This window comes from Streptomyces sp. NPDC102406 (assembly GCF_044765725.1).
Lineage (GTDB): Bacteria > Actinomycetota > Actinomycetes > Streptomycetales > Streptomycetaceae > Streptomyces.
This window is the reverse complement of sequence record NZ_JBIWKP010000005.1, coordinates 326,930-344,446: the sequence shown is the minus strand read 5'-3', so window position 1 is coordinate 344,446 and position 17,517 is coordinate 326,930. Positions and strand designations below refer to the sequence as shown.

The 17,517-nt window shown below is 72.6% G+C and carries 18 protein-coding genes; 7 read left to right on the top strand and 11 right to left on the bottom strand.

Going from position 1 to position 17,517, the window contains the following annotated elements:
- Window positions 1-68: 68 nt before the first annotated feature.
- From ACIRF8_RS22750 to sigE, 3 genes are all read right to left on the bottom strand, one after another.
- Window positions 69-1,799, bottom strand: a complete 1,731-nt coding sequence (locus ACIRF8_RS22750; RefSeq protein ID WP_404217259.1) for a S1C family serine protease — start codon at window positions 1,797-1,799, stop codon at window positions 69-71.
- 140 nt (window positions 1,800-1,939) lie between these two features.
- A complete protein-coding gene (locus tag ACIRF8_RS22745) occupies window positions 1,940-2,929 on the bottom strand; it encodes an anti-sigma factor family protein (RefSeq protein WP_404217258.1) in 990 nt (329 codons plus the stop codon).
- Complete coding sequence (sigE, locus tag ACIRF8_RS22740) at window positions 2,926-3,633, bottom strand: RNA polymerase sigma factor SigE (RefSeq protein WP_404217528.1); 708 nt, start codon at window positions 3,631-3,633, stop codon at window positions 2,926-2,928. Before sigE ends, ACIRF8_RS22745 begins: the two co-directional genes overlap by 4 nt.
- A 217-nt stretch (window positions 3,634-3,850) precedes the next feature.
- Here sigE and ACIRF8_RS22735 point away from each other — a divergent pair, with 217 nt between their 5' ends.
- The gene (locus ACIRF8_RS22735) at window positions 3,851-4,558 is read left to right on the top strand and encodes an O-methyltransferase (RefSeq protein ID WP_404217527.1); all 708 of its coding nucleotides are present in this window, start codon (window positions 3,851-3,853) and stop codon (window positions 4,556-4,558) included.
- Window positions 4,559-4,661: 103 nt separating this feature from the next.
- On the opposite strand, the gene ACIRF8_RS22730 is transcribed toward ACIRF8_RS22735, so the two are convergent.
- Window positions 4,662-4,829, bottom strand: coding sequence for a DUF3117 domain-containing protein (locus tag ACIRF8_RS22730; RefSeq protein ID WP_003966491.1), 168 nt, complete (start codon window positions 4,827-4,829; stop codon window positions 4,662-4,664).
- 323 nt (window positions 4,830-5,152) lie between these two features.
- Here ACIRF8_RS22730 and ACIRF8_RS22725 point away from each other — a divergent pair, with 323 nt between their 5' ends.
- A complete protein-coding gene (locus ACIRF8_RS22725) occupies window positions 5,153-5,956 on the top strand; it encodes an enoyl-CoA hydratase/isomerase family protein (RefSeq protein ID WP_404217257.1) in 804 nt (267 codons plus the stop codon).
- A 6-nt stretch (window positions 5,957-5,962) separates the two neighbouring features.
- Here ACIRF8_RS22725 and ACIRF8_RS22720 read toward each other — a convergent pair whose 3' ends face one another.
- Window positions 5,963-6,556, bottom strand: a complete 594-nt coding sequence (locus tag ACIRF8_RS22720; RefSeq protein WP_404217256.1) for a DNA-3-methyladenine glycosylase I — start codon at window positions 6,554-6,556, stop codon at window positions 5,963-5,965.
- Entirely contained in the window at window positions 6,553-6,939 is a 387-nt protein-coding gene (locus tag ACIRF8_RS22715) for a DivIVA domain-containing protein (RefSeq protein WP_404217254.1), read from the bottom strand. Before ACIRF8_RS22715 ends, ACIRF8_RS22720 begins: the two co-directional genes overlap by 4 nt.
- A gap of 143 nt (window positions 6,940-7,082) precedes the next feature.
- Here ACIRF8_RS22715 and folP point away from each other — a divergent pair, with 143 nt between their 5' ends.
- Complete coding sequence (gene folP, locus ACIRF8_RS22710) at window positions 7,083-7,943, top strand: dihydropteroate synthase (protein WP_404217253.1); 861 nt, start codon at window positions 7,083-7,085, stop codon at window positions 7,941-7,943.
- 4 nt (window positions 7,944-7,947) lie between these two features.
- On the opposite strand, the gene ACIRF8_RS22705 is transcribed toward folP, so the two are convergent.
- Window positions 7,948-8,697 carry a TIGR00730 family Rossman fold protein gene (locus ACIRF8_RS22705; RefSeq protein ID WP_404217252.1) on the bottom strand — a complete coding sequence of 250 codons (750 nt, stop codon included), beginning with the start codon at window positions 8,695-8,697 and terminating at the stop codon, window positions 7,948-7,950.
- An 86-nt stretch (window positions 8,698-8,783) separates the two neighbouring features.
- On the bottom strand, window positions 8,784-9,863 hold the full coding sequence (gene dapE, locus ACIRF8_RS22700; RefSeq protein WP_404217251.1) for a succinyl-diaminopimelate desuccinylase: 1,080 nt from the start codon (window positions 9,861-9,863) through the stop codon (window positions 8,784-8,786).
- Between the two features lie 68 nt (window positions 9,864-9,931).
- Between dapE and ACIRF8_RS22695 the strand changes: the two genes are divergently transcribed.
- Window positions 9,932-10,879 (top strand): heavy metal transporter, encoded by a 948-nt coding sequence (locus ACIRF8_RS22695; protein ID WP_404217250.1) that lies wholly within the window; start codon window positions 9,932-9,934, stop codon window positions 10,877-10,879.
- Window positions 10,880-11,176: 297 nt separating this feature from the next.
- On the top strand, window positions 11,177-11,620 hold the full coding sequence (locus ACIRF8_RS22690) for an ATP-binding protein (RefSeq protein WP_404217249.1): 444 nt from the start codon (window positions 11,177-11,179) through the stop codon (window positions 11,618-11,620).
- 86 nt (window positions 11,621-11,706) lie between these two features.
- Here ACIRF8_RS22690 and ACIRF8_RS22685 read toward each other — a convergent pair whose 3' ends face one another.
- Both ACIRF8_RS22685 and fdxA read right to left on the bottom strand, forming a co-directional pair.
- Window positions 11,707-12,810 carry a bifunctional succinyldiaminopimelate transaminase/glutamate-prephenate aminotransferase gene (locus ACIRF8_RS22685; protein WP_404217248.1) on the bottom strand — a complete coding sequence of 368 codons (1,104 nt, stop codon included), beginning with the start codon at window positions 12,808-12,810 and terminating at the stop codon, window positions 11,707-11,709.
- A 106-nt stretch (window positions 12,811-12,916) separates the two neighbouring features.
- Entirely contained in the window at window positions 12,917-13,237 is a 321-nt protein-coding gene (gene fdxA, locus ACIRF8_RS22680) for a ferredoxin (protein ID WP_111666449.1), read from the bottom strand.
- Window positions 13,238-13,377: 140 nt separating this feature from the next.
- On the opposite strand from fdxA, the gene ACIRF8_RS22675 reads away from it, so the two are divergent.
- Both ACIRF8_RS22675 and ACIRF8_RS22670 read left to right on the top strand, forming a co-directional pair.
- Entirely contained in the window at window positions 13,378-14,382 is a 1,005-nt protein-coding gene (locus ACIRF8_RS22675; protein WP_404217247.1) for a GNAT family N-acetyltransferase, read from the top strand.
- 49 nt (window positions 14,383-14,431) lie between these two features.
- Entirely contained in the window at window positions 14,432-15,274 is an 843-nt protein-coding gene (locus tag ACIRF8_RS22670; protein ID WP_404217246.1) for a transglutaminase-like domain-containing protein, read from the top strand.
- Between the two features lie 64 nt (window positions 15,275-15,338).
- Here ACIRF8_RS22670 and ACIRF8_RS22665 read toward each other — a convergent pair whose 3' ends face one another.
- The gene (locus tag ACIRF8_RS22665) at window positions 15,339-17,423 is read right to left on the bottom strand and encodes a hypothetical protein (RefSeq protein WP_404217245.1); all 2,085 of its coding nucleotides are present in this window, start codon (window positions 17,421-17,423) and stop codon (window positions 15,339-15,341) included.
- Between the last annotated feature and the right edge of the window lie 94 nt (window positions 17,424-17,517).

Genomic DNA, 17,517 nt, shown 5'->3' with positions numbered 1-17,517 from the left:
TCCGTCCGGTAGCCGCTGGGCCACGTCCAGGATCACGGAACCTTTCGCGCGGGCCGCGGCCCGGCCGGTCACCGCCCGTCGGCCGAGCCGAGGACGAGGGTGATCCGTCGTTCCTTCCCGTCCCTCTCGACCGTGAGGGACAGCTCGTCCTTCGGGCGGTGGGCGCGGATCTTGACGATCAACTCCTCGCCGGAGTGCACGCGGACGCCGTCGACCTCGGTGATCACGTCGCCCGGCTCGATGCCCGCCTTGTCGCCGGGACCGCGCGGGGAGACGGCCGAGCCGCCCTTGTTGCCCTTCGTGCCGACGCGGGCGCCGTCGCCCGAGTAGTCCATGTCGAGCGTGACACCGATCACGGGGTGCGTGGCCTTACCGGTGTTGATGAGTTCCTCGGCGACCCGCTTGGCCTGGTTGATCGGGATGGCGAAGCCGAGCCCGATCGAGCCCGACTGGCCGCCGTCGAGTTCCGCCCCGCTGTCGGCGGAACGGATGGCGCTGTTGATCCCGATGACGCGGGCCCTGGAGTCGACGAGCGGACCGCCGGAGTTGCCCGGGTTTATGGGGGCGTCGGTCTGGAGCGCGTCCACATAGCTGACGTCGGTGCCGTCGCCCTTCTCGCCGCCCGCCGTGATGGGCCGGTCCTTGGCGCTGATGATGCCCGAGGTGACGGTGTTGGCGAGGTCGAAAGGGGCGCCGATGGCCACGACAGGGTCGCCGACCTGCACGTTCGCCGAGTTGCCCAGGGGCAGCGGCTTCAGTCCGCGCACTCCGGAGACCTTGATGACGGCGAGGTCGTAGCCGCTGTCGTGGCCGACGACGTCCGCGTCGGCGCTGTCGCCGCCCGCGAAGGTGACCGATATCCGCCCGTCGGAGCCCGCCGGGTCGACGACATGGTTGTTGGTGAGGATGTGGCCGCGGTCGTCGAGGACGAAACCGGTGCCGGTGCCCTGCTCCGATGAGCCCTCGGTGTGGATGGTGACGACACCGGGCAGCGCGCTGGCCGCGATGCCTGCGATGCTGCCGGGGGCGCGGTGCGCGGACTCGGCACCCGCCTGCGGCAGGGCGACGTCCGTCCCGCCGTTGCGCTCCAGGTACGAACCGAGCGCTCCGCCTACGACACCGGCCACCAGCGCGATCACCGCCGCCCCGAGCGCCAGCACCCGCCGCGACCGCCCTCGGGGGGATCCGCCCCCGGCCCCCGGCTCAGGCGCGGCCCACGGGTCGTAGCGCTGCCAGGGCTGATATGGCAGTTCGGGCACGGGCGCGGGGGCGGGGCCGGGCACGGGCGCGGGTACCGGCAGGGGCGCGGGCTGCGGGGGCTGGGTCTGGGGCGGCTGCTGGGCCGCACCGGGGGTGCCCGGGTAGGGCTGCTGCGGGGCGCCGCCCGGAAGGATCGCCGTGCCGTGCGCCGGGGTGGCCACCGGGTGCTGCACGGGGGGCGCGGGGGCCCACGGGCCGGGCTCACCGTAGGGCGGCGTGCTGTACGGGTCCGGATCATGCAACGGCCGGGGAGCGTCGCCCTCCGGAGAAGGGGCCGGGGTTGGAGCGGGGGCCTGGGCGGGGGCCGGGGCCGAACGGTAGGCGTCCGGTACGGCGTCGGTCGGGGACGGCAGGGGCGCGGGCGGCACGGGCCGGTTCCCGGGATCAGCCGACTCGGCGTCCGCCGATTCCGCCGCACCCTCGACGCTCGACGCCGGAGCCGGGGCGGGCAGGTGCCAGTCGCCGTCGTCCGCCGCACCCACCGCGTCCGGTCGGGGGCGGCTCCACCACTTGGCCTTCGTGGGCTTGCCCTCGTCCATGTCCCGCAGCTCTCCCCACCACCTCGCCCCCGGCACCGCACCGATGGGCTCCTACGCGCGCGGCCAGGAGTCGGATACGGCATCCGACGCGCGGCCTCACCTGGATTCAACCAGGTTCGGCGGTCCGGGCGCAGGGGGCGTCAGCGGACCGAGGACGACCGGGAGGACAGGGTCGGCGAGGCGGCGGAGGCCGCGGCGGGCCTGTCCGGCCCCGCGTCGAACATCGTCGCCTCCGGCATCGGACGCGGCTCCAGGGCCACCGCGACCGTCGGTACCGGTGCCGGTGCCGGCGGACGTATCAGGGGCGACATACGCGCCGCCCCGGACAGCAGCGGGGTGGAGAAGGGGTAGCTCACGTTGTCCGCGTGGCCGCCGCCCGGCAGCAGCGGCGCACCGGCCCGCGTCGGCGAGACCGGAGCCGCCAGGGCACCACCGCTCTGCCCGAACAGCGGCGAGAGCGACCTGCGCCGCTGTGCTTCCGACACGGACGCGGCGGACGCCTGGCTGCGCAGCGGCGTGACATTGCTCCCGGAGCCGCCCCCGCGTACGTCGGAGGTGTCGAGCGGGGCACCGGCGGTGACCCCGCCGAGCGCGATCGCGGCGAGGGAGACCGCCCCGGCCGCGGCGAACGCGAAGCGGCGCCCGCGTGAGGCCCGGTCGCTGTCGTGCCGGTCGGGTCGGCCCACTTCGTGGATGCGGAACCCGCGCTGCGCCCCGGGGAGCACGGCGGGGTGCGAGCCGGACGACGCGAACCCGAACGGCTCGGGGTCTACGGCGTAGACGCCTCCCCCGAGTCCCGGTCCGCCGCCGAAGGCGCGTCCCGCGGCGAAGCCGCCTCCCCCGAACGGTGGTGAGCCACCGTCGCTGTCACCTCCGGCGGGCAGGCCCTGGAGGCGGGCGAGGAAGCTTTCGGAGGGCGGCGGCGGGGCCGCCTCGGCGAAGACGCTCTTGAGGCGGCGCTGCGCGTCGGCCTCGGCCTTGCATTTGGGGCAGGTGGCCAGGTGCGCGAGGACGCGCTCCCGGGCATCGTGATCCAACTCGCCGTCGACGAGGGCGGCCAGCCGGTCTCCCAGGTGCTGGTCGGCGGCGGTCTGCTGACGTTCGGCGGGGTTGAGACGTGATCCACTCACGCGGTCGCGCCCCCTCCTCCTAGGACGGGGATCCCCCCCGTGGTCGCGAGCGTGCGGCGCTCGGCGCGGGCCTCGGGAGAGCGGTGCTGCAACGCCTTGCGGAGCTGGGAGCGGCCGCGGTGGATACGGCTGCGGACGGTGCCCAGCTTCACGCCCAGGGTGGCGGCGATCTCCTCGTAGGACAGGCCCTCGATGTCGCACAGCACGACGGCGGCGCGGAACTCGGGGGCCAGCGTGTCGAGGGCCTGCTGGACGTCGGCGTCGAAGTGCGCGTCGTTGAAGACCTGCTGCGGCGACGGCTCGCGGCTGGGCAGACGCTCGGCGGCGTCCTCCCCCAGCGCGTCGAAGCGGATGCGCTGCTTGCGGCGGACCATGTCCAGGAACAGGTTGGTCGTGATGCGGTGCAGCCAGCCCTCGAAGGTGCCGGGCGTGTATGTCGACAGCGAGCGGAAGACGCGGACGAAGACCTCCTGCGTGAGGTCCTCGGCATCGTGTTGATTACCCGTCAGACGGTAGGCGAGGCGATAGACCCGGCCGCTGTGCGTGCTGACGATCTCCTCCCAGGTGGGCGGAGTCCACGCCTGTGATTCCGCGTCAGCGGCAAAGGTCGCGGTCTGCTGCGCGGAGTCAACGGTGCGGAATCGGTCAGCGGTGTCGGTCACGGATTTCGGCTCACCCGCCGACCTGAGAAAGCGCCGCAGCACTCCTCCCCGATCCACAGGCGCAGCCGCACCTCCCCTGTCGGCTCTGGTGGTGTCCAGTGGAGCCCCTACCATAGCCACCTCGCCCGTTAGCTCCGGATAAGCGTTTTTACTCAGATTTGCCGGTCGGCTCTCGGCCGCCCGTTTTGTCGCTGTCGCCATCGCGCCGACCCCCGCTCCAGCCTGCTCTTTCCCCCTGCCTCTTCAAACGCGCGGTCCCATCTGCGAGTTCCCGGCGCCAACGGATAAAGTCACGCGCAGGCAAGCACGGCAACCACGGGGACAGGAGAGGGCCATTACCGGCAACCGGCAGACGAGCTGGGCGTTCGCCGACGCCTTTGTCGCCGAGGACGACGCCGTGCGCTGGGCCCGCGACCGGGCCAGGGAAGCGGGGTTGCGCTCGGTGTCCCCCGGCGCGGGTGCCGCGCTGCGGATGCTCGCTGCCACGGTGGAGGCGAAGGCGGTTGCCGAGATCGGGACCGGCACGGGCGTGTCCGGGATCCATCTGTTGCACGGAATGCGGCCCGACGGCGTCCTGACCACGGTCGATCCCGAGCCGGAGCAGCAGCAGTTCGCCCGGCAGGCGTTCCGTGCGGCCGGTTTCGCCAGCAATCGGGCGCGGTTCATCCCCGGCCGCGCCCTCGACGTCCTTCCACGGCTCGCGGACAGCGGATACGACCTCGTCTTCTGTGACGGCGACCGCATGGAGAGCCTGGACTACCTCGCTGAATCGTTGCGTCTGCTGCGGCCCGGCGGCCTGGTGTGCTTCGAGGGTGTCTTCGCCGACGGACGGACCGTGGACTCGGGGCCGCAGCCGGTGGAAGTGGTGCGGCTGCGGGAGCTGCTGCGGGCCGTGCGGGAGAGCCCGGAGCTGGTGTCGTCGTTGCTGCCGGTCGGCGACGGACTGCTCTGCGCCGTCAAGCGCTGAGAGCCGACACCTTCGTATCCGAAAAAGGCGGGTACCCGGACATACGACTGCCCCGGCACCGAATGTGTGCCGGGGCAGTCGAAAAGGTATGGTCGCTTCCGCGTCAGCCGACGACCTTCTTCAGGGCGTCGCCGAGGGCATCGGCCTCGTCCGGGGTCAGCTCTACTACGAGCCGACCGCCGCCTTCGAGCGGAACGCGCATGACGATGCCCCGCCCCTCCTTTGTCACCTCGAGCGGGCCGTCACCCGTCCGCGGCTTCATGGCCGCCATGCTCGTTCCCCTTCCTGAAACCAGCTCATCGTCAGCCGACGGCCCTCTGGACGGGCACACGTCACCGGCATCGAACACATTGCTTCCAGGCCATTATCCCGCATCACGGGACCCGATGACCAACATCGGTCTGCATCGCTTGCGCAACGCGCTTGTGCAAAACCACTCAATTCGGCGATGTGACTGCGATACTGCGCCGCTCGCGTGTCCATTCCGAGGAGAAATTGTTTGACGCAGGTCACATGCCGGGAGTGCTCCGCCCGCCGTGATCTCCGTCATGCTGAGCACGGACGACCGAGCGACCGCACAGCAGGAGGAGTCTCATGGCCGACACCGTGCTCTACGAGGTGAGCGACGGGCTCGCGACGATCACGCTGAACCGCCCCGAGGCGATGAACGCGATGAACACCGAGGCCAAGGTCGCTCTCCGCGACGCGGTACAGGCCGCCGCCGGGGACGAGACGGTACGGGCCGTGCTGCTGACGGCGGCCGGGGACCGTGCCTTCTGCGTCGGGCAGGACCTCAAGGAGCACGTGGGCACCCTCATGGCGGACCGGAAGGCCGGCGAGGGGCAGACCATGAGCACCGTGCGGGAGCACTACAACCCGATCGTGCGGGCGCTGACCGGGATGAAGAAGCCCGTGGTGGCCGCGGTCAACGGCGTGGCGGCCGGTGCGGGCTTCGGGTTCGCGCTCTGCGCCGACTACCGGATCGTGGCGGACACGGCGTCGTTCAACACCTCGTTCGCGGGTGTCGCCCTCACCGCCGACTCCGGTGTCTCGTGGACGCTGCCGCGGCTCGTCGGGCCGGGCCGCGCCCTCGACCTGCTGCTGTTCCCGCGCACCATCTCGGCGCAGGAGGCGTTCGAGATCGGGGCCGTGCACCGGATCGTGCCCGCCGCCGAGCTGGCCGACACGGCACGCACGGTGGCCCTCATGCTCGCCTCGGGGCCGACCGTCGCGTACGCCGCGCTCAAGGAGTCGGTCGCCTTCGCCGCGGACCACTCCCTGGACGAGGCCCTCGACAAGGAGGAGGAGCTCCAGGCGCGGGCGGGCGCGTCCGAGGACCACCTCATCGCCGTACAGGCCTTCATCGGCAAGGAGAAGCCCGCCTACCGGGGGCGCTGAGCCGACTCAGGCAGGGGTGCGGGCCACGCAGTCCGCGAGGTGATCGTCGACCAGCCCGCACGCCTGCATCAGCGCGTACGCCGTCGTCGGGCCGACGAAGCGCAGACCCCGCTTCTTGAGGGCCTTGGACAGGGCCGTCGACTCGTCGGTGATCGCCGGTACGTCGCTCAGCGTCCTCGGCGCCGGGCGGCCCGCCGGGTCCGGGGCGTACGACCAGATCAGCGCGTCGAGCTCGCCGGGCGACCAGTCCGCGAGCACGCGCGCGTTGGCGAGCGTGGCGTCGACCTTGGCTCTGTTGCGGATGATGCCGGGGTCGGCGAGGAGCCGCTCGCGGTCGGCGTCCGTGTAGGCGGCCACCTCCGCGATCTTGAAGTGGTGGAACGCGGCGCGGAACGTCTCGCGGCGGCGCAGAATGGTGATCCAGGACAGGCCCGACTGGAACGCCTCCAGGGACAGACGCTCGAACAGCGCGTCGTCGCCGTGGACGGGGCGGCCCCACTCCTCGTCGTGGTACGTGACGTAGTCGGCGGTCGACAGGCCCCAGGGGCAGCGCGGCCTGCCGTCGGGGCCGGGGACGGCGTCCCCCAGCGGCGTACTCACCGCAGGTCCTCCCCCGTCTCGCTCCCGAACCCGCCGGGCGGTGCGAAGCCGCTGCCGGGTCCGCGCTCGGCCGGCTGCCGGGCCTGGGCGCCGGCGAGGGCGGACTCCAGCTCGCAGATGCGGGCGTCGCGCTCGGCCAGCTCCGCACCGAGCCGGTTCAGCGCGTCGTCGACCTCCGCCATGCGGTACCCGCGCACCGCCGTGGGCAGGCGCAACTCCTCGACGTCGGCGCGGACCACCGGCCGGTCCTGGGGCAGCGGGTCCGCGTAGAACTGGGGCGGCTCCTCGCGCAGGGTGCCGCCGTCACCCCCGCCGAGGACCGCGAGCGTCACCGCCGCGACCACCACGACGAGCGCGGCGACCAGAAACAAGAACATGACCATCGCTGCCGTCCCCTGGGTCCGATCGGGCCGGTACGTGCGTACACGGGCATCCCGAAACCGTCAGGCTCCGATCGTGCCATGCCGCACCGACAGTTAAGGTCGCAGGCGACTGTTGCAGCGGGATCCAGAGGAGAGTCACAGGGATGCTCAGGTTGGGCCGGCGCGAGTTCGACGCGCACGAGCCGGTGATCATGGCGATCGTGAACCGGACCCCGGACTCCTTCTACGACCAGGGCGCCACCTTCCAGGACGAGCCCGCGCTCGCCCGGGTCGAGCAGGCGGTGGCCGAGGGCGCCGCGATCGTCGACATCGGCGGGGTGAAGGCGGGCCCCGGCGAGGAGGTCGACGCGGCGGAGGAGGCGCGCCGGACCGTCGGGTTCGTCGCCGAGGTGCGGCGCCGCTTCCCCGACGTGATCATCAGCGTGGACACCTGGCGGCACGAGGTCGGCGAGGCCGTCTGCGAGGCGGGCGCGGACCTGCTCAACGACGCGTGGGGCGGCGTCGACCCGAAGCTCGCCGAGGTCGCGGCGCGCCACAAGGTGGGCATCGTCTGCACGCACGCGGGCGGGGCGCAGCCGCGTACGAGGCCGCACCGCGCCACGTACGACGACGTGATGGCGGACATCCTGGCCGTGACGGTCGGGTACGCGGAGCGGGCCGTCGCGCTCGGGGTGCCGCGCGAGTCCGTGCTGATCGACCCGGGCCACGACTTCGGTAAGAACACGCGCCACTCCCTGGAGGCGACGCGGCGGCTCCCGGAGATGGTGGAGACAGGCTGGCCGGTGCTGGTGTCGCTGTCCAACAAGGACTTCGTGGGCGAGACGCTGGACAAGCCCGTCAAGGAGCGGGTCATCGGGACGCTGGCGACGACGGCGGTGTCGGCGTGGCTCGGGGCGCAGGTCTACCGGGTCCACGAGGTCGCCGAGACCCGGCAGGTCCTCGACATGGTGGCGTCCATCGCGGGACACCGGCCCCCGGCGGTCGCCCGCCGGGGACTGGCGTGACGGGCTACTTACCGGTCTCCTTGGTGACCAGGGCGATCGCCTCCTCCACGTCGTCCGTGACGTGGAACAGGAGCAGGTCGACCTCGCTCGCCTTGCCCTGGGCGATCACCGTGTTCTTCAGCCAGTCGACCAGGCCGCTCCAGTACTGCGTACCGAAGAGGACGATCGGGAAGCGGGTCACCTTGGTGGTCTGCACGAGGGTGAGCGCCTCGAAGAGCTCGTCCAGGGTGCCGAGACCGCCGGGCAGGACGACGAAGCCCTGGGCGTATTTCACGAACATGGTCTTGCGTACGAAGAAGTAGCGGAAGTTCAGGCCGAGATCGACGTACGGGTTGAGGCCCTGCTCGAACGGCAGCTCGATGCCGAGACCGACGGAGATGCCCTTGGCCTCCACGGCGCCCTGGTTCGCGGCCTGCATGGCGCCCGGGCCGCCGCCTGTGATGACCGCGAAACCGGCCTCCACGAGCGCCTTGCCGATCTCGACGCCCGCCGCGTACTCCGGTGAGTCCACCGGGGTGCGCGCGGAGCCGAACACACTGATCGCGGGCGGCAGTTCGGCGAGGGTTCCGAAGCCCTCGATGAACTCCGACTGGATGCGCAGGACCCGCCAGGGGTCGGTGTGCACCCAGCCCGAAGGCCCCTCGGTGTCGAGCAGACGCTGGTCGCTCGTCCCGGGCTGCACCTGCTCGCGGCGACGGATCACCGGCCCCGTCCGCTGCTCCTTGGGATGCCGCTTGCCCTCCGGGTTGCTCATGTCCGCTCCCTCCATGCGCAGATATCGCGCGCTTACGTAGAGCAAGGGTAGGTCTACGCGGGTTACATGCGAGGGACCTCGGAGTGTCAGGCGGTGAGCCAGGCGGCCAGGCGTTCCTCCGCCTCCAGGATGAGCGCCGTGTCGACGCGCTCGTCGATCTTGTGGGCGAAGATCGGGTTGCCGGGCCCGTAGTTCACCGCGGGGACGCCGAGCGCGCTGAAGCGGGAGACGTCCGTCCAGCCGAACTTGGGGCGCGCCTCGCCGCCCACGGCGGCCAGGAAGGCCGCGGCGGCGGGGTGGGTGAGGCCGGGCCGCGCGCCGCCCGTGTGGTCGTCCACGACGAACTCCTCGATCGGGCAACCGGCGAAGAAGTCGCGGACGAACTGCTCGGCGTCCTCCATCGACCGGTCCGGCGCGTAACGGAAGTTGACCGTCACGGCGCAGGCGTCGGGGATGACGTTCGTGGCGACGAAGCCCTCGATCCGTACGGCGTTGAGCCCTTCGTGGAACTCCAGGCCGTCGACGACGGGCTTGCGCGGCTCGTAGGCGGCGAGCCGCTCCAGGATCGGCGCCGCCGCGTGGATCGCGTTGTGCCCCATCCACGCGCGCGCGGAGTGGGCCCTTTCGCCCTTCACCTTGAGGATGACGCGCAGGGTGCCCTGGCAGCCGCCCTCGACCAGGCCCTCGGTTCCCTCCAGGAGGATCGCGAAGTCGCCCGTCAGCCAGTCCGGGTGGGCGTCGGCGATGTGCCCGAGGCCGTTGAGGTGGGCGGCGACCTCCTCGTTGTCGTAGAAGACGAAGGTGAGGTCGCGGTTGGGCTCCGTGACCGTCTGCGCGATGCGCAACTGGACCGCGACGCCCGACTTCATGTCGCTCGTCCCGCAGCCCCACAGGGTGCCGTCCGCGTCGAGGCGCGAGGGTACGTTGCCGGCGATGGGGACCGTGTCGATGTGACCGGCGAGGATGACGCGTTCGGCGCGGCCGAGGTGGGTGCGCGCCACCACGTTGTTGCCGTGGCGGTCGACCGTGAGGTGCGGCAGGGGGCGCAGGGCCGCCTCGACGGCGTCGGCGAGCTCTTTCTCGCTGCCGCTGGGCGACGGGAAGTCGACCAGTCGGGCGGTGAGAAGGGCGGCGTCCTGCGTGAGGTCGAGAGAGGTGCGGTCCATGGCGCCGACCTTATCGCCCGCGTGGCGGCGGCCCCGTGGCCCCTCAGGGCGTCCAGTACCTTGGACGCGTGTCAGAGCACCCCGTCCTCGCCCGTCGCGGCCGCCTCCTGCGGATCGGCGCGGCCGTCGTCGTGCTGCTCGCCGTGGCCGGCTACGTGGCCGTGCAGTACGCCACCGGGAGCCGGCCCACACCGAGATGCGTGGTCGTCTCGGCCCCCACCGACCAGGACTCAGGCGCGCGTTACGAGTTCACGGCCGAGCAGGCGGCGAACGCGGCGACGATCTCCGCCGTCGGCACCTCGCGGGGCATGCCGGAGCGCGCCGTCACCATCGCCCTCGCGACGGCGCTCCAGGAGTCGGGGCTGCGCAACATCCGGCACGGCGACCGCGATTCGCTCGGCCTGTTCCAGCAGCGCCCCTCCGCGGGCTGGGGCAGCGCGGAGCAGATCATGGACCCGGCGTACGCGGCGGAGCGGTTCTACGCGCATCTGGACAAGGTGCCGGGCTATTCGCGCCTGCCGCTGACCGTGGCCGCGCAGCGGGTGCAGCGCAGTGGCTATCCGCAGGCGTACGCGAAGCACGAGCCGGACGCCACGCTGTTGTCCGCCGCGCTGACCGGGCGCGTCGCGGCGTCGCTGACCTGCGAGGGGCGGCCGGTCGGCGGTGAGGGGGCGCGCCCCGGCGAACCGGACCGCGTGCGGGCCGCGCTCGTCCGGGACTTCGGGCGTGACGTGCGGGCCGCGGCGGGCCGTGACGCACGCTCCGTGCGGGTGCCCGTGCCCGCGACCGTCGCCTCGGCGCAGGGCGGTGAGCGGCAGCGCGGCTGGGAGCTGGCGCAGTGGGCGGTGGCCAACTCGTCCGCGTTGCGCATCGATCGGGTGTCCTACGCGGGGCGCGAGTGGGTCGCCGGCGATGCGGGGAACGCGTGGCACAAGATGTCGGTTCGCGGGCGCGCGGGTGCCGCTTCGAAGGCGGCGGCGTCCCTCGACGAGGTCCGAATCGTCACCGGTCAGTAGTGCGGACGATCACTCGATCGGGGCATGTGACGCCTGCACGGCGGGCTGGGCCGGGACCGCGCGGGGCGGAATGCGGTCCGAGCGCGGTTTCCCTTGTGAGCACGGAGACGTAAGGGTTCTTCAGCGGTGTGGGCATATGCGGAATGACCGGTTTTGCCCGGAGCCGATTATGCGACGCATTACCAACCCTTTGCGTTGCCGACCCGCAACCTTCATGGGGCCTGGGGCTGTTGTCACGGCGTCCGATCGCCGCACGGCTTCCGGACGACACAGTTCTCTCCCGTCTGAAGGAGCACCATGTCCCTCCCCCTGACCCGCCGGATCGCTCGCGTCGCGCTGCTCGTAGCGGCGGGAGCGGCACCCGTGGTCGGTGCGGCCGGCTCCGTGAGCGCTGCCGAACTCCCGGCCACGCCCGACCTCGGCGGTGTGACCGCGCTCGACGGCGCGAACCTGGGCAACACGGTCGACGGCGCGAGCCGCAACGTCAGCGGTGTCGCGGGCGACACCGGCAGCAAGGCCGTGAAGAAGGCCGTCCCGGCCGCGGGCAAGACGGTCGGCAAGGCCGCCAAGACCGCCACCCCGGCCGCGCAGAAGGCCGCGGGCGACCTGGCCGGCAGCGCCGGTGACGTGGTCGGCAAGACGGCCGGTTCGGCGACGGACGGTGGCCTGCCGGCCGCCGACGTGCCCACCGGCGCGCTCACCAAGGGCGGCCTCCCGGTCTCCGGGCTCCCGCTCGGCTGATGACCCGGTGACACCGACGGGGGTGCGAGGAGCGGATCCGCTCCTCGCACCCCCGTTCTCGCTGCCCGCATCCGGCGGACCGGCCGTCAGGACAGGCGGGCCGCCGCCGCCTCGATCCGCTCGTCACTGGCGGTCAGGGCGACGCGGACGAACTCCTCGCCCGCCTCGCCGTAGAAGTCGCCGGGCGCGACCAGGATGCCGAGATCCGCGAGGCGGGCCACCGTGTCCCAGCAGGACTCGCCGCGGGTCGCCCACAGGTACAGGCTCGCCTCGCTGTGCTCGATGCGGAAGCCGTGCGCGAGGAGCGCCGCGCGCAGCAGCTCCCGGCGGGCCGCGTAGCGGGCGCGCTGCTCGCGGACGTGGCTGTCGTCGCCGAGCGCCGCGACGACGGCCGCCTGCGTCGGGGCCGACGTCATCATGCCGCCGTGCTTGCGGATCTGGAGCAGATCGCCGAGGACCGAGGCGTCACCGGCGAGGAACGCCGCGCGGTAACCCGCCAGGTTCGAGCGCTTGGAGAGCGAGTGGACCGAGACCAGGCCCTCGGTCGAGCCGCCGTTCACGTCCGGGTGCAGGACCGAGACCGGGTCCGCCTCCCAGCCCAGCTCCAGGTAGCACTCGTCCGAGAAGACCAGGATGCCGTGGCTGCGGGCCCAGGCGACGATGCGGGTCAGTTCGTCCTTGGACAGGACCCTGCCCGTGGGGTTCGACGGGGAGTTGAGCCACAGGAGCTTGATCCCGGCCGGGTCCAGCTCCGTGGGGTCGTCGTACGTCACGTGCTCGGCACGGGCCAGCCGCGCGCCGACCTCGTACGTCGGGTACGCGAGGCGCGGGTGGGCGACCTTGTCCCCCGGGCCGAGGCCCAGTTGCGTCGGGAGCCAGGCCACGAGCTCCTTGGAGCCGACCACCGGGAGGACGTGGTGGTGCGTGAGGTCGCGGGCGCCGAGGCGGCGCTCGCACCAGCCCACGAGCGCGTCCCGCAGCTCGGGCGTGCCCCACACCGTCGGATAGCCCGGCGAGTCGGCGGCGTCGACCAGCGCCTTCCGGATCAGCTCGGGCACCGGGTCGACGGGCGTCCCGACCGAGAGGTCGACGATGCCGTCCGGGTGCGCCGCGGCCGTCTTCTTGTACGGCTCCAGCTTGTCCCAGGGGAACGTGGGGAGACGGTCGATGGGGGCCGGGGCTACGGACACCTGGTCAGCTCACTTCTCTCGCGTGGTGGACAAACGCCCCGGTCCCGTACGGCAGTCGAAAGCCGTACGGGACCGGGGCAGCGCCTGTGCGTACCGCTGAGCGCGATTACTGGTTCTGCGGCGGCAGGGCGGCGATGAACGGGTGGTCCTTCTCGATGAGGCCCATCTTCGAGGCACCACCGGGCGAGCCGAGCTCGTCGAAGAACTCGACGTTCGCCTTGTAGTAGTCCTTCCACTCCTCCGGAGTGTCGTCCTCGTAGAAGATCGCCTCGACCGGGCAGACCGGCTCACAGGCACCACAGTCGACGCATTCGTCCGGGTGGATGTACAAGGACCGGGAGCCCTCGTAGATGCAGTCGACCGGGCACTCCTCGATGCACGCCTTGTCCTTGACGTCGACACAAGGCTGCGCGATGACGTAGGTCACGCTGTCGTTCCTCCTCGATAGGGCGCTGGCGGGCCTCCACAGGCTCCGCCGCCTGGCGCGCGGGAGCGCGGCGTCGTCGATGCCCGCCCCTAGTATCTCCGTTCCGGGGCATGATCCGAACAGGAGGGGTGGAACGAGCTGTGGAATTCACTGCGAGCGGACGGCTCGAGCTTCGCTTGACCCCCGCTGACGTGGGCAAACGCGTATCCGTGCGGCGGATGGACGAGGAACCGTCCGCGGGTCGGAAGTTCACCGATACGGTCGGGGTTCTCACATCGTGGAATAACGGTGTGCTGCTCATCACACGGCGGTCCGGTGAGCGGGTCTCGATCGACGCCTCCACCCTGGTCGCGGGGAAGGTCGTGCCCGCCGAACCCGCGCGGCGCCGGGGCCCCTCCGCCACCTATCCGGAGCTCGCGCGCGTCGCCTCGCGCGCGTGGCGGCCGATCGAGAGCGAGCGGCTCGGCGAGTGGGAGCTGCGAGCGGCCCAGGGGTTCACCCGGCGGGCCAACTCCGTGCTCCCGGTGGGCGACCCGGGCCTCCCGCTCGACGACGCGCTCGACCGCGTACGGGACTGGTACGCGGAGCGCGGGCTGCCCGCCTACGCGCAGACGGCGACCGGGGCGGCGGGCACGCAGGAGGTGTTGTGCGCGGAGCTGGAGGCGCGCGGGTGGGCGCGGGAGGTGAGCGCCGAACTGCGGATCGCGGCGCTCGCGCCGATCGGCGACGCTCCCGACGGCCGTCCGGTGCTGCTGAGCAGGGAGCCGGGGGCGGCGTGGCTGGGGCGTTATCAGCGCAAGGGAGCGAGTGAGGTCGCGTCGCGGGTGCTGTGCGCCGGTCCGTCCGTGTGGTTCGCGACCGTGCCCGGCGAGGGCGAGGTGCCCGCGGCGATCGGCCGGTGCGTGGTCGACGGACGGTGGGCCGGGTTCGCCGCGGTCGAGGTCGACCCCGCTCAGCGGCGCCAGGGGCTCGCGTCGGCCGTGATGACGGCGCTGGCGCGCCGGGCCCTCGACGAGGGCGCCTCGGCGGCCTGGCTCCAGGTCGAGTCCGACAACGCCGGGGCGCGGGCGCTCTACGACCGTCTGGGTTTCGCCACACATCACGCGTATCACCACTACCGTGCTCCGGAGCGCGGCACCGGGTGACCCGTCGTCGATCGCGCTATCGATCGGTCTGAGAGGGCACGAAACTCGTATGTCCCCCCACTTGTCCCCCCGCTCCACGGAGCTTCGGCGCCGGTTCGCCGAGGAGGCACGGTCCGAGCGGCCCGATCTCGCGCTGTTGTGCCTGCTGCTCGCCGCGCAGGCCGACGGCTCGCTCGACGAGGCCGGTATGGACGCCGCGCAGATCGAACTGGACGACCTGGCCGGGCAGTTGCCGTTCCGGCCGGGCGGTCCGCGGTCCTGGGCCACCGCGCTCGCGGAACTGCTCGGTTCGCGGCTCGGGTTCCACGGGGTGGCGGCCGACTACCAGCGCCTTGAGTCGTCGCTGCTGCACGAGGTGCTGCGGCGCAGGCGCGGGCTGCCGATCCTGTTGTCGGTGGTGTGGATGGAGGTGGCACGGCGGGCCGGGGCCCCGGTGTACGGGGTGGCGCTGCCGGGGCATTTCGTCGTGGGCTTCGGCGACCCGGGGGAGCAGGTGCTCGCCGATCCGTTCGGCGCGGGGCGGGTGCTGACAGGGCCGGACGCGGAGCTGTTGGTGGCCGGGGCGACGGGGGCGCCGTTGGATCCGTCGATGCTGCGGCCCGTCGATCCGCTGGAGGTCGTGCTGCGCATCCTGAACAACATCCGCGCGTGGGCGTCGACCCGCCCCGAGCGCTCGGACGTGGCGCTGTGGGCGGTGGAGCTGTCGCTGCTGCTGCCGTCGCATCCGGCGCGGCTGCGCTACGACCGGGCCCAGTTGCTGGTGCGGCGGGGCGACTTCGTCGCTGGAGCCGCGGAGTTGGAGGCGTACGCGGAGGTCGTCGGGGCGGTGGACGCCGCGGCGGCGGAGCGGGTGCTCGGCCAGGCCAGGGCGGCTCGCGCCATGTTGAACTGAACGGCACAGGTCCCGCGAGGCGTCTGCCCGCGGGACCTGTGCCGGGTGTGCCCTGCGGACCCGACTAGGTGGGGTTCGTGTCGATCGTCGCGGTGCGTTCGGCGGGGGTCTTGCCGAGCAGGGCCTTGCCCATGGCGGCGGCGACGTCGGTCGGCTGGACCGGGGTCTTCTTGCCGTTGCCCCGGGTGATGAGGACGCCGTCGAAGACGTTGCCGTAGAGCTCCTTCAGGGCCGGGAGGTCGTACGTCTCGACGAGTTTGCCGTCGACCGCCTTCATCCCGAGGATCTTCGGCAGTGACTTGTCCGGGCCGAACGGGATGGAGGCGTTGCCCGCCTTGATGGTGACGAGGCCGGACATCGCGGGCTCGGCGAACTGCTTCATCTTGCGGTCGACCTCGGCGTCCGAGACCGTCGGCTGCCGGGTCGTGGTGGCCACCTGGACCGGCGTCGACGTGCCCGTCTCGACCTGCTTCTGGTACGCCTCCTCGACGGCGGTGGTCGACTTGTCGACGTCGATGCCCTTGCCGGTCTTGCCGTAGACGGCGACGGCCTTGCCCGGGACGAACTTGATGGTGCCGTCGCCGGACGCGGCGGCGCCGCCCGCGGCCTGCTCCAGAGCCGCGTGCAGCTTCTCCTCGTCGACCGGCATGACGGGATCGACGACGCGCTCGTTGCCGAACAGCGAGCCGATGACGGAGACCGGGTTGTAGTCGCTGCCCGCGGCGGCGGAGACGGTGGCGGCGCTGTCCAGGGAGAGGCCCGCCTGGTCCGGCTTGAGCGGCACCGTCTTCCCGTCGACCTGGAGCTTCAGGTCCTGCCCTGTGCGCTTGCCGAGGGCCTCGTCGAGCTTGGCGGCGGCTTCGTCGCGGGTCCCGCCGCCGATGTCGACGCCGAGGACGGTGGTGCCCTTGGGCACGTCCGAGTGGTTCATCAACAGGCCCGCGCCGTACGCGATTCCGGCGACGCCCACGATGCCCGCGCCGAGCAGGACCAGCTTGCTGCGGCCCTTCTTCCTGGCGGGGGTCGCCGGGGCGCTCTGCACGGGGTCGGGCAGCTTCGGCGGGGTGTGCGGGGTCGGGGCCGGGGCGCCCGGCGCGAACGGGGAGCCGGGGCCCTTCCCGCCCTGCGGGACGACCGGCATGCCGCTGGTGAGCGTGTCGCCCGAGACATGTTCCGGCCGCTCGGGCGCGGGCTTCTGCGGCGTCAGGATGGCGGTGTCGTCGCTCATCCGCGGCGGGTGCTGGGCGCCCGGTCCTGGACGGACCTGCGGGTCGGCCGCGAGGGGCGGCACCATCGGGCCGTCACCGGTGACGGGACCCGTCGTCGGCCCGGAAGGACCGGAGGGGCCAGCGGGGCCGGAGGGGCCAGCGGGGCCGGAAGGACCACCGGCACGGGGAGCGCCGGCACGGGGAGCGCCGGGGGTCGGGGCACCGGAGTTGCCGACGTCACCCGGGTTACCCGCGTTGCCCGCGTTACCGGAGAAGTAGGGCAGGTCGCCCCGGTCGTCGCGGTTGCGGGCGGGCGGTGTGGCACCGTCGCCGAGCGGTCCGGCCGCCAGGGCGCCGGTCACGTCGAAGCCGCCGGACGTGCCGGAGGGAGCGCCAGGGGCACCGCCCGTGGCCGGGCCCGACGCCGCGGCACCGGCGCCGTTCGCGGCGGCACCGCGGCCGGTGGCGCCCTTGCGCGGCGCGAACCAGTCGCTGGTCTTCTCCTCGCGGGACGCCTTGGCGGCGCCGTCGCGCGGGCCCGTGCCGGGGCCGGGGTCCGAGGCGGCGCCGTTGCCGTTGCCGCCCGCCGGTTCCCCGGTGGCGTACTCGGCGAGGGCGGAGGCGCGGCCGGGGCCCGGCTCGGGCGGCCCGGCCGGTGCCTCGGCATCACCCTGCGGTCCACCGTCGACATCGCTCATCGGCGTGCGCATCACGACCGGCGGGATCGGACGCGAGCCGGGGATGTTGATCCGGATCCGCGTCGTCAGCGTGGTCTCGGTCTTGGGGCTGTCCTGGTCGCCCGGGGGCACCTGGCCCAGCGGGTCCGCGTCACCGGCCGCCGCGCCCTGGGCGGACGTGCCGTACGGAGGCGTCCCCGACGGGTAGGCGGCAGCGCCGCGCCCCTGGGGCCCGGAGGACGAACTGTCAGTTTCACGACTCAAAGCAGGTTCTCCCGGTTGGCTCCGCCGCCCGTCTCGACCTCACGCGGGCTGCTCGGCGGCGCGCACCACCATACTGGCCGCGGCTGGACGGCAC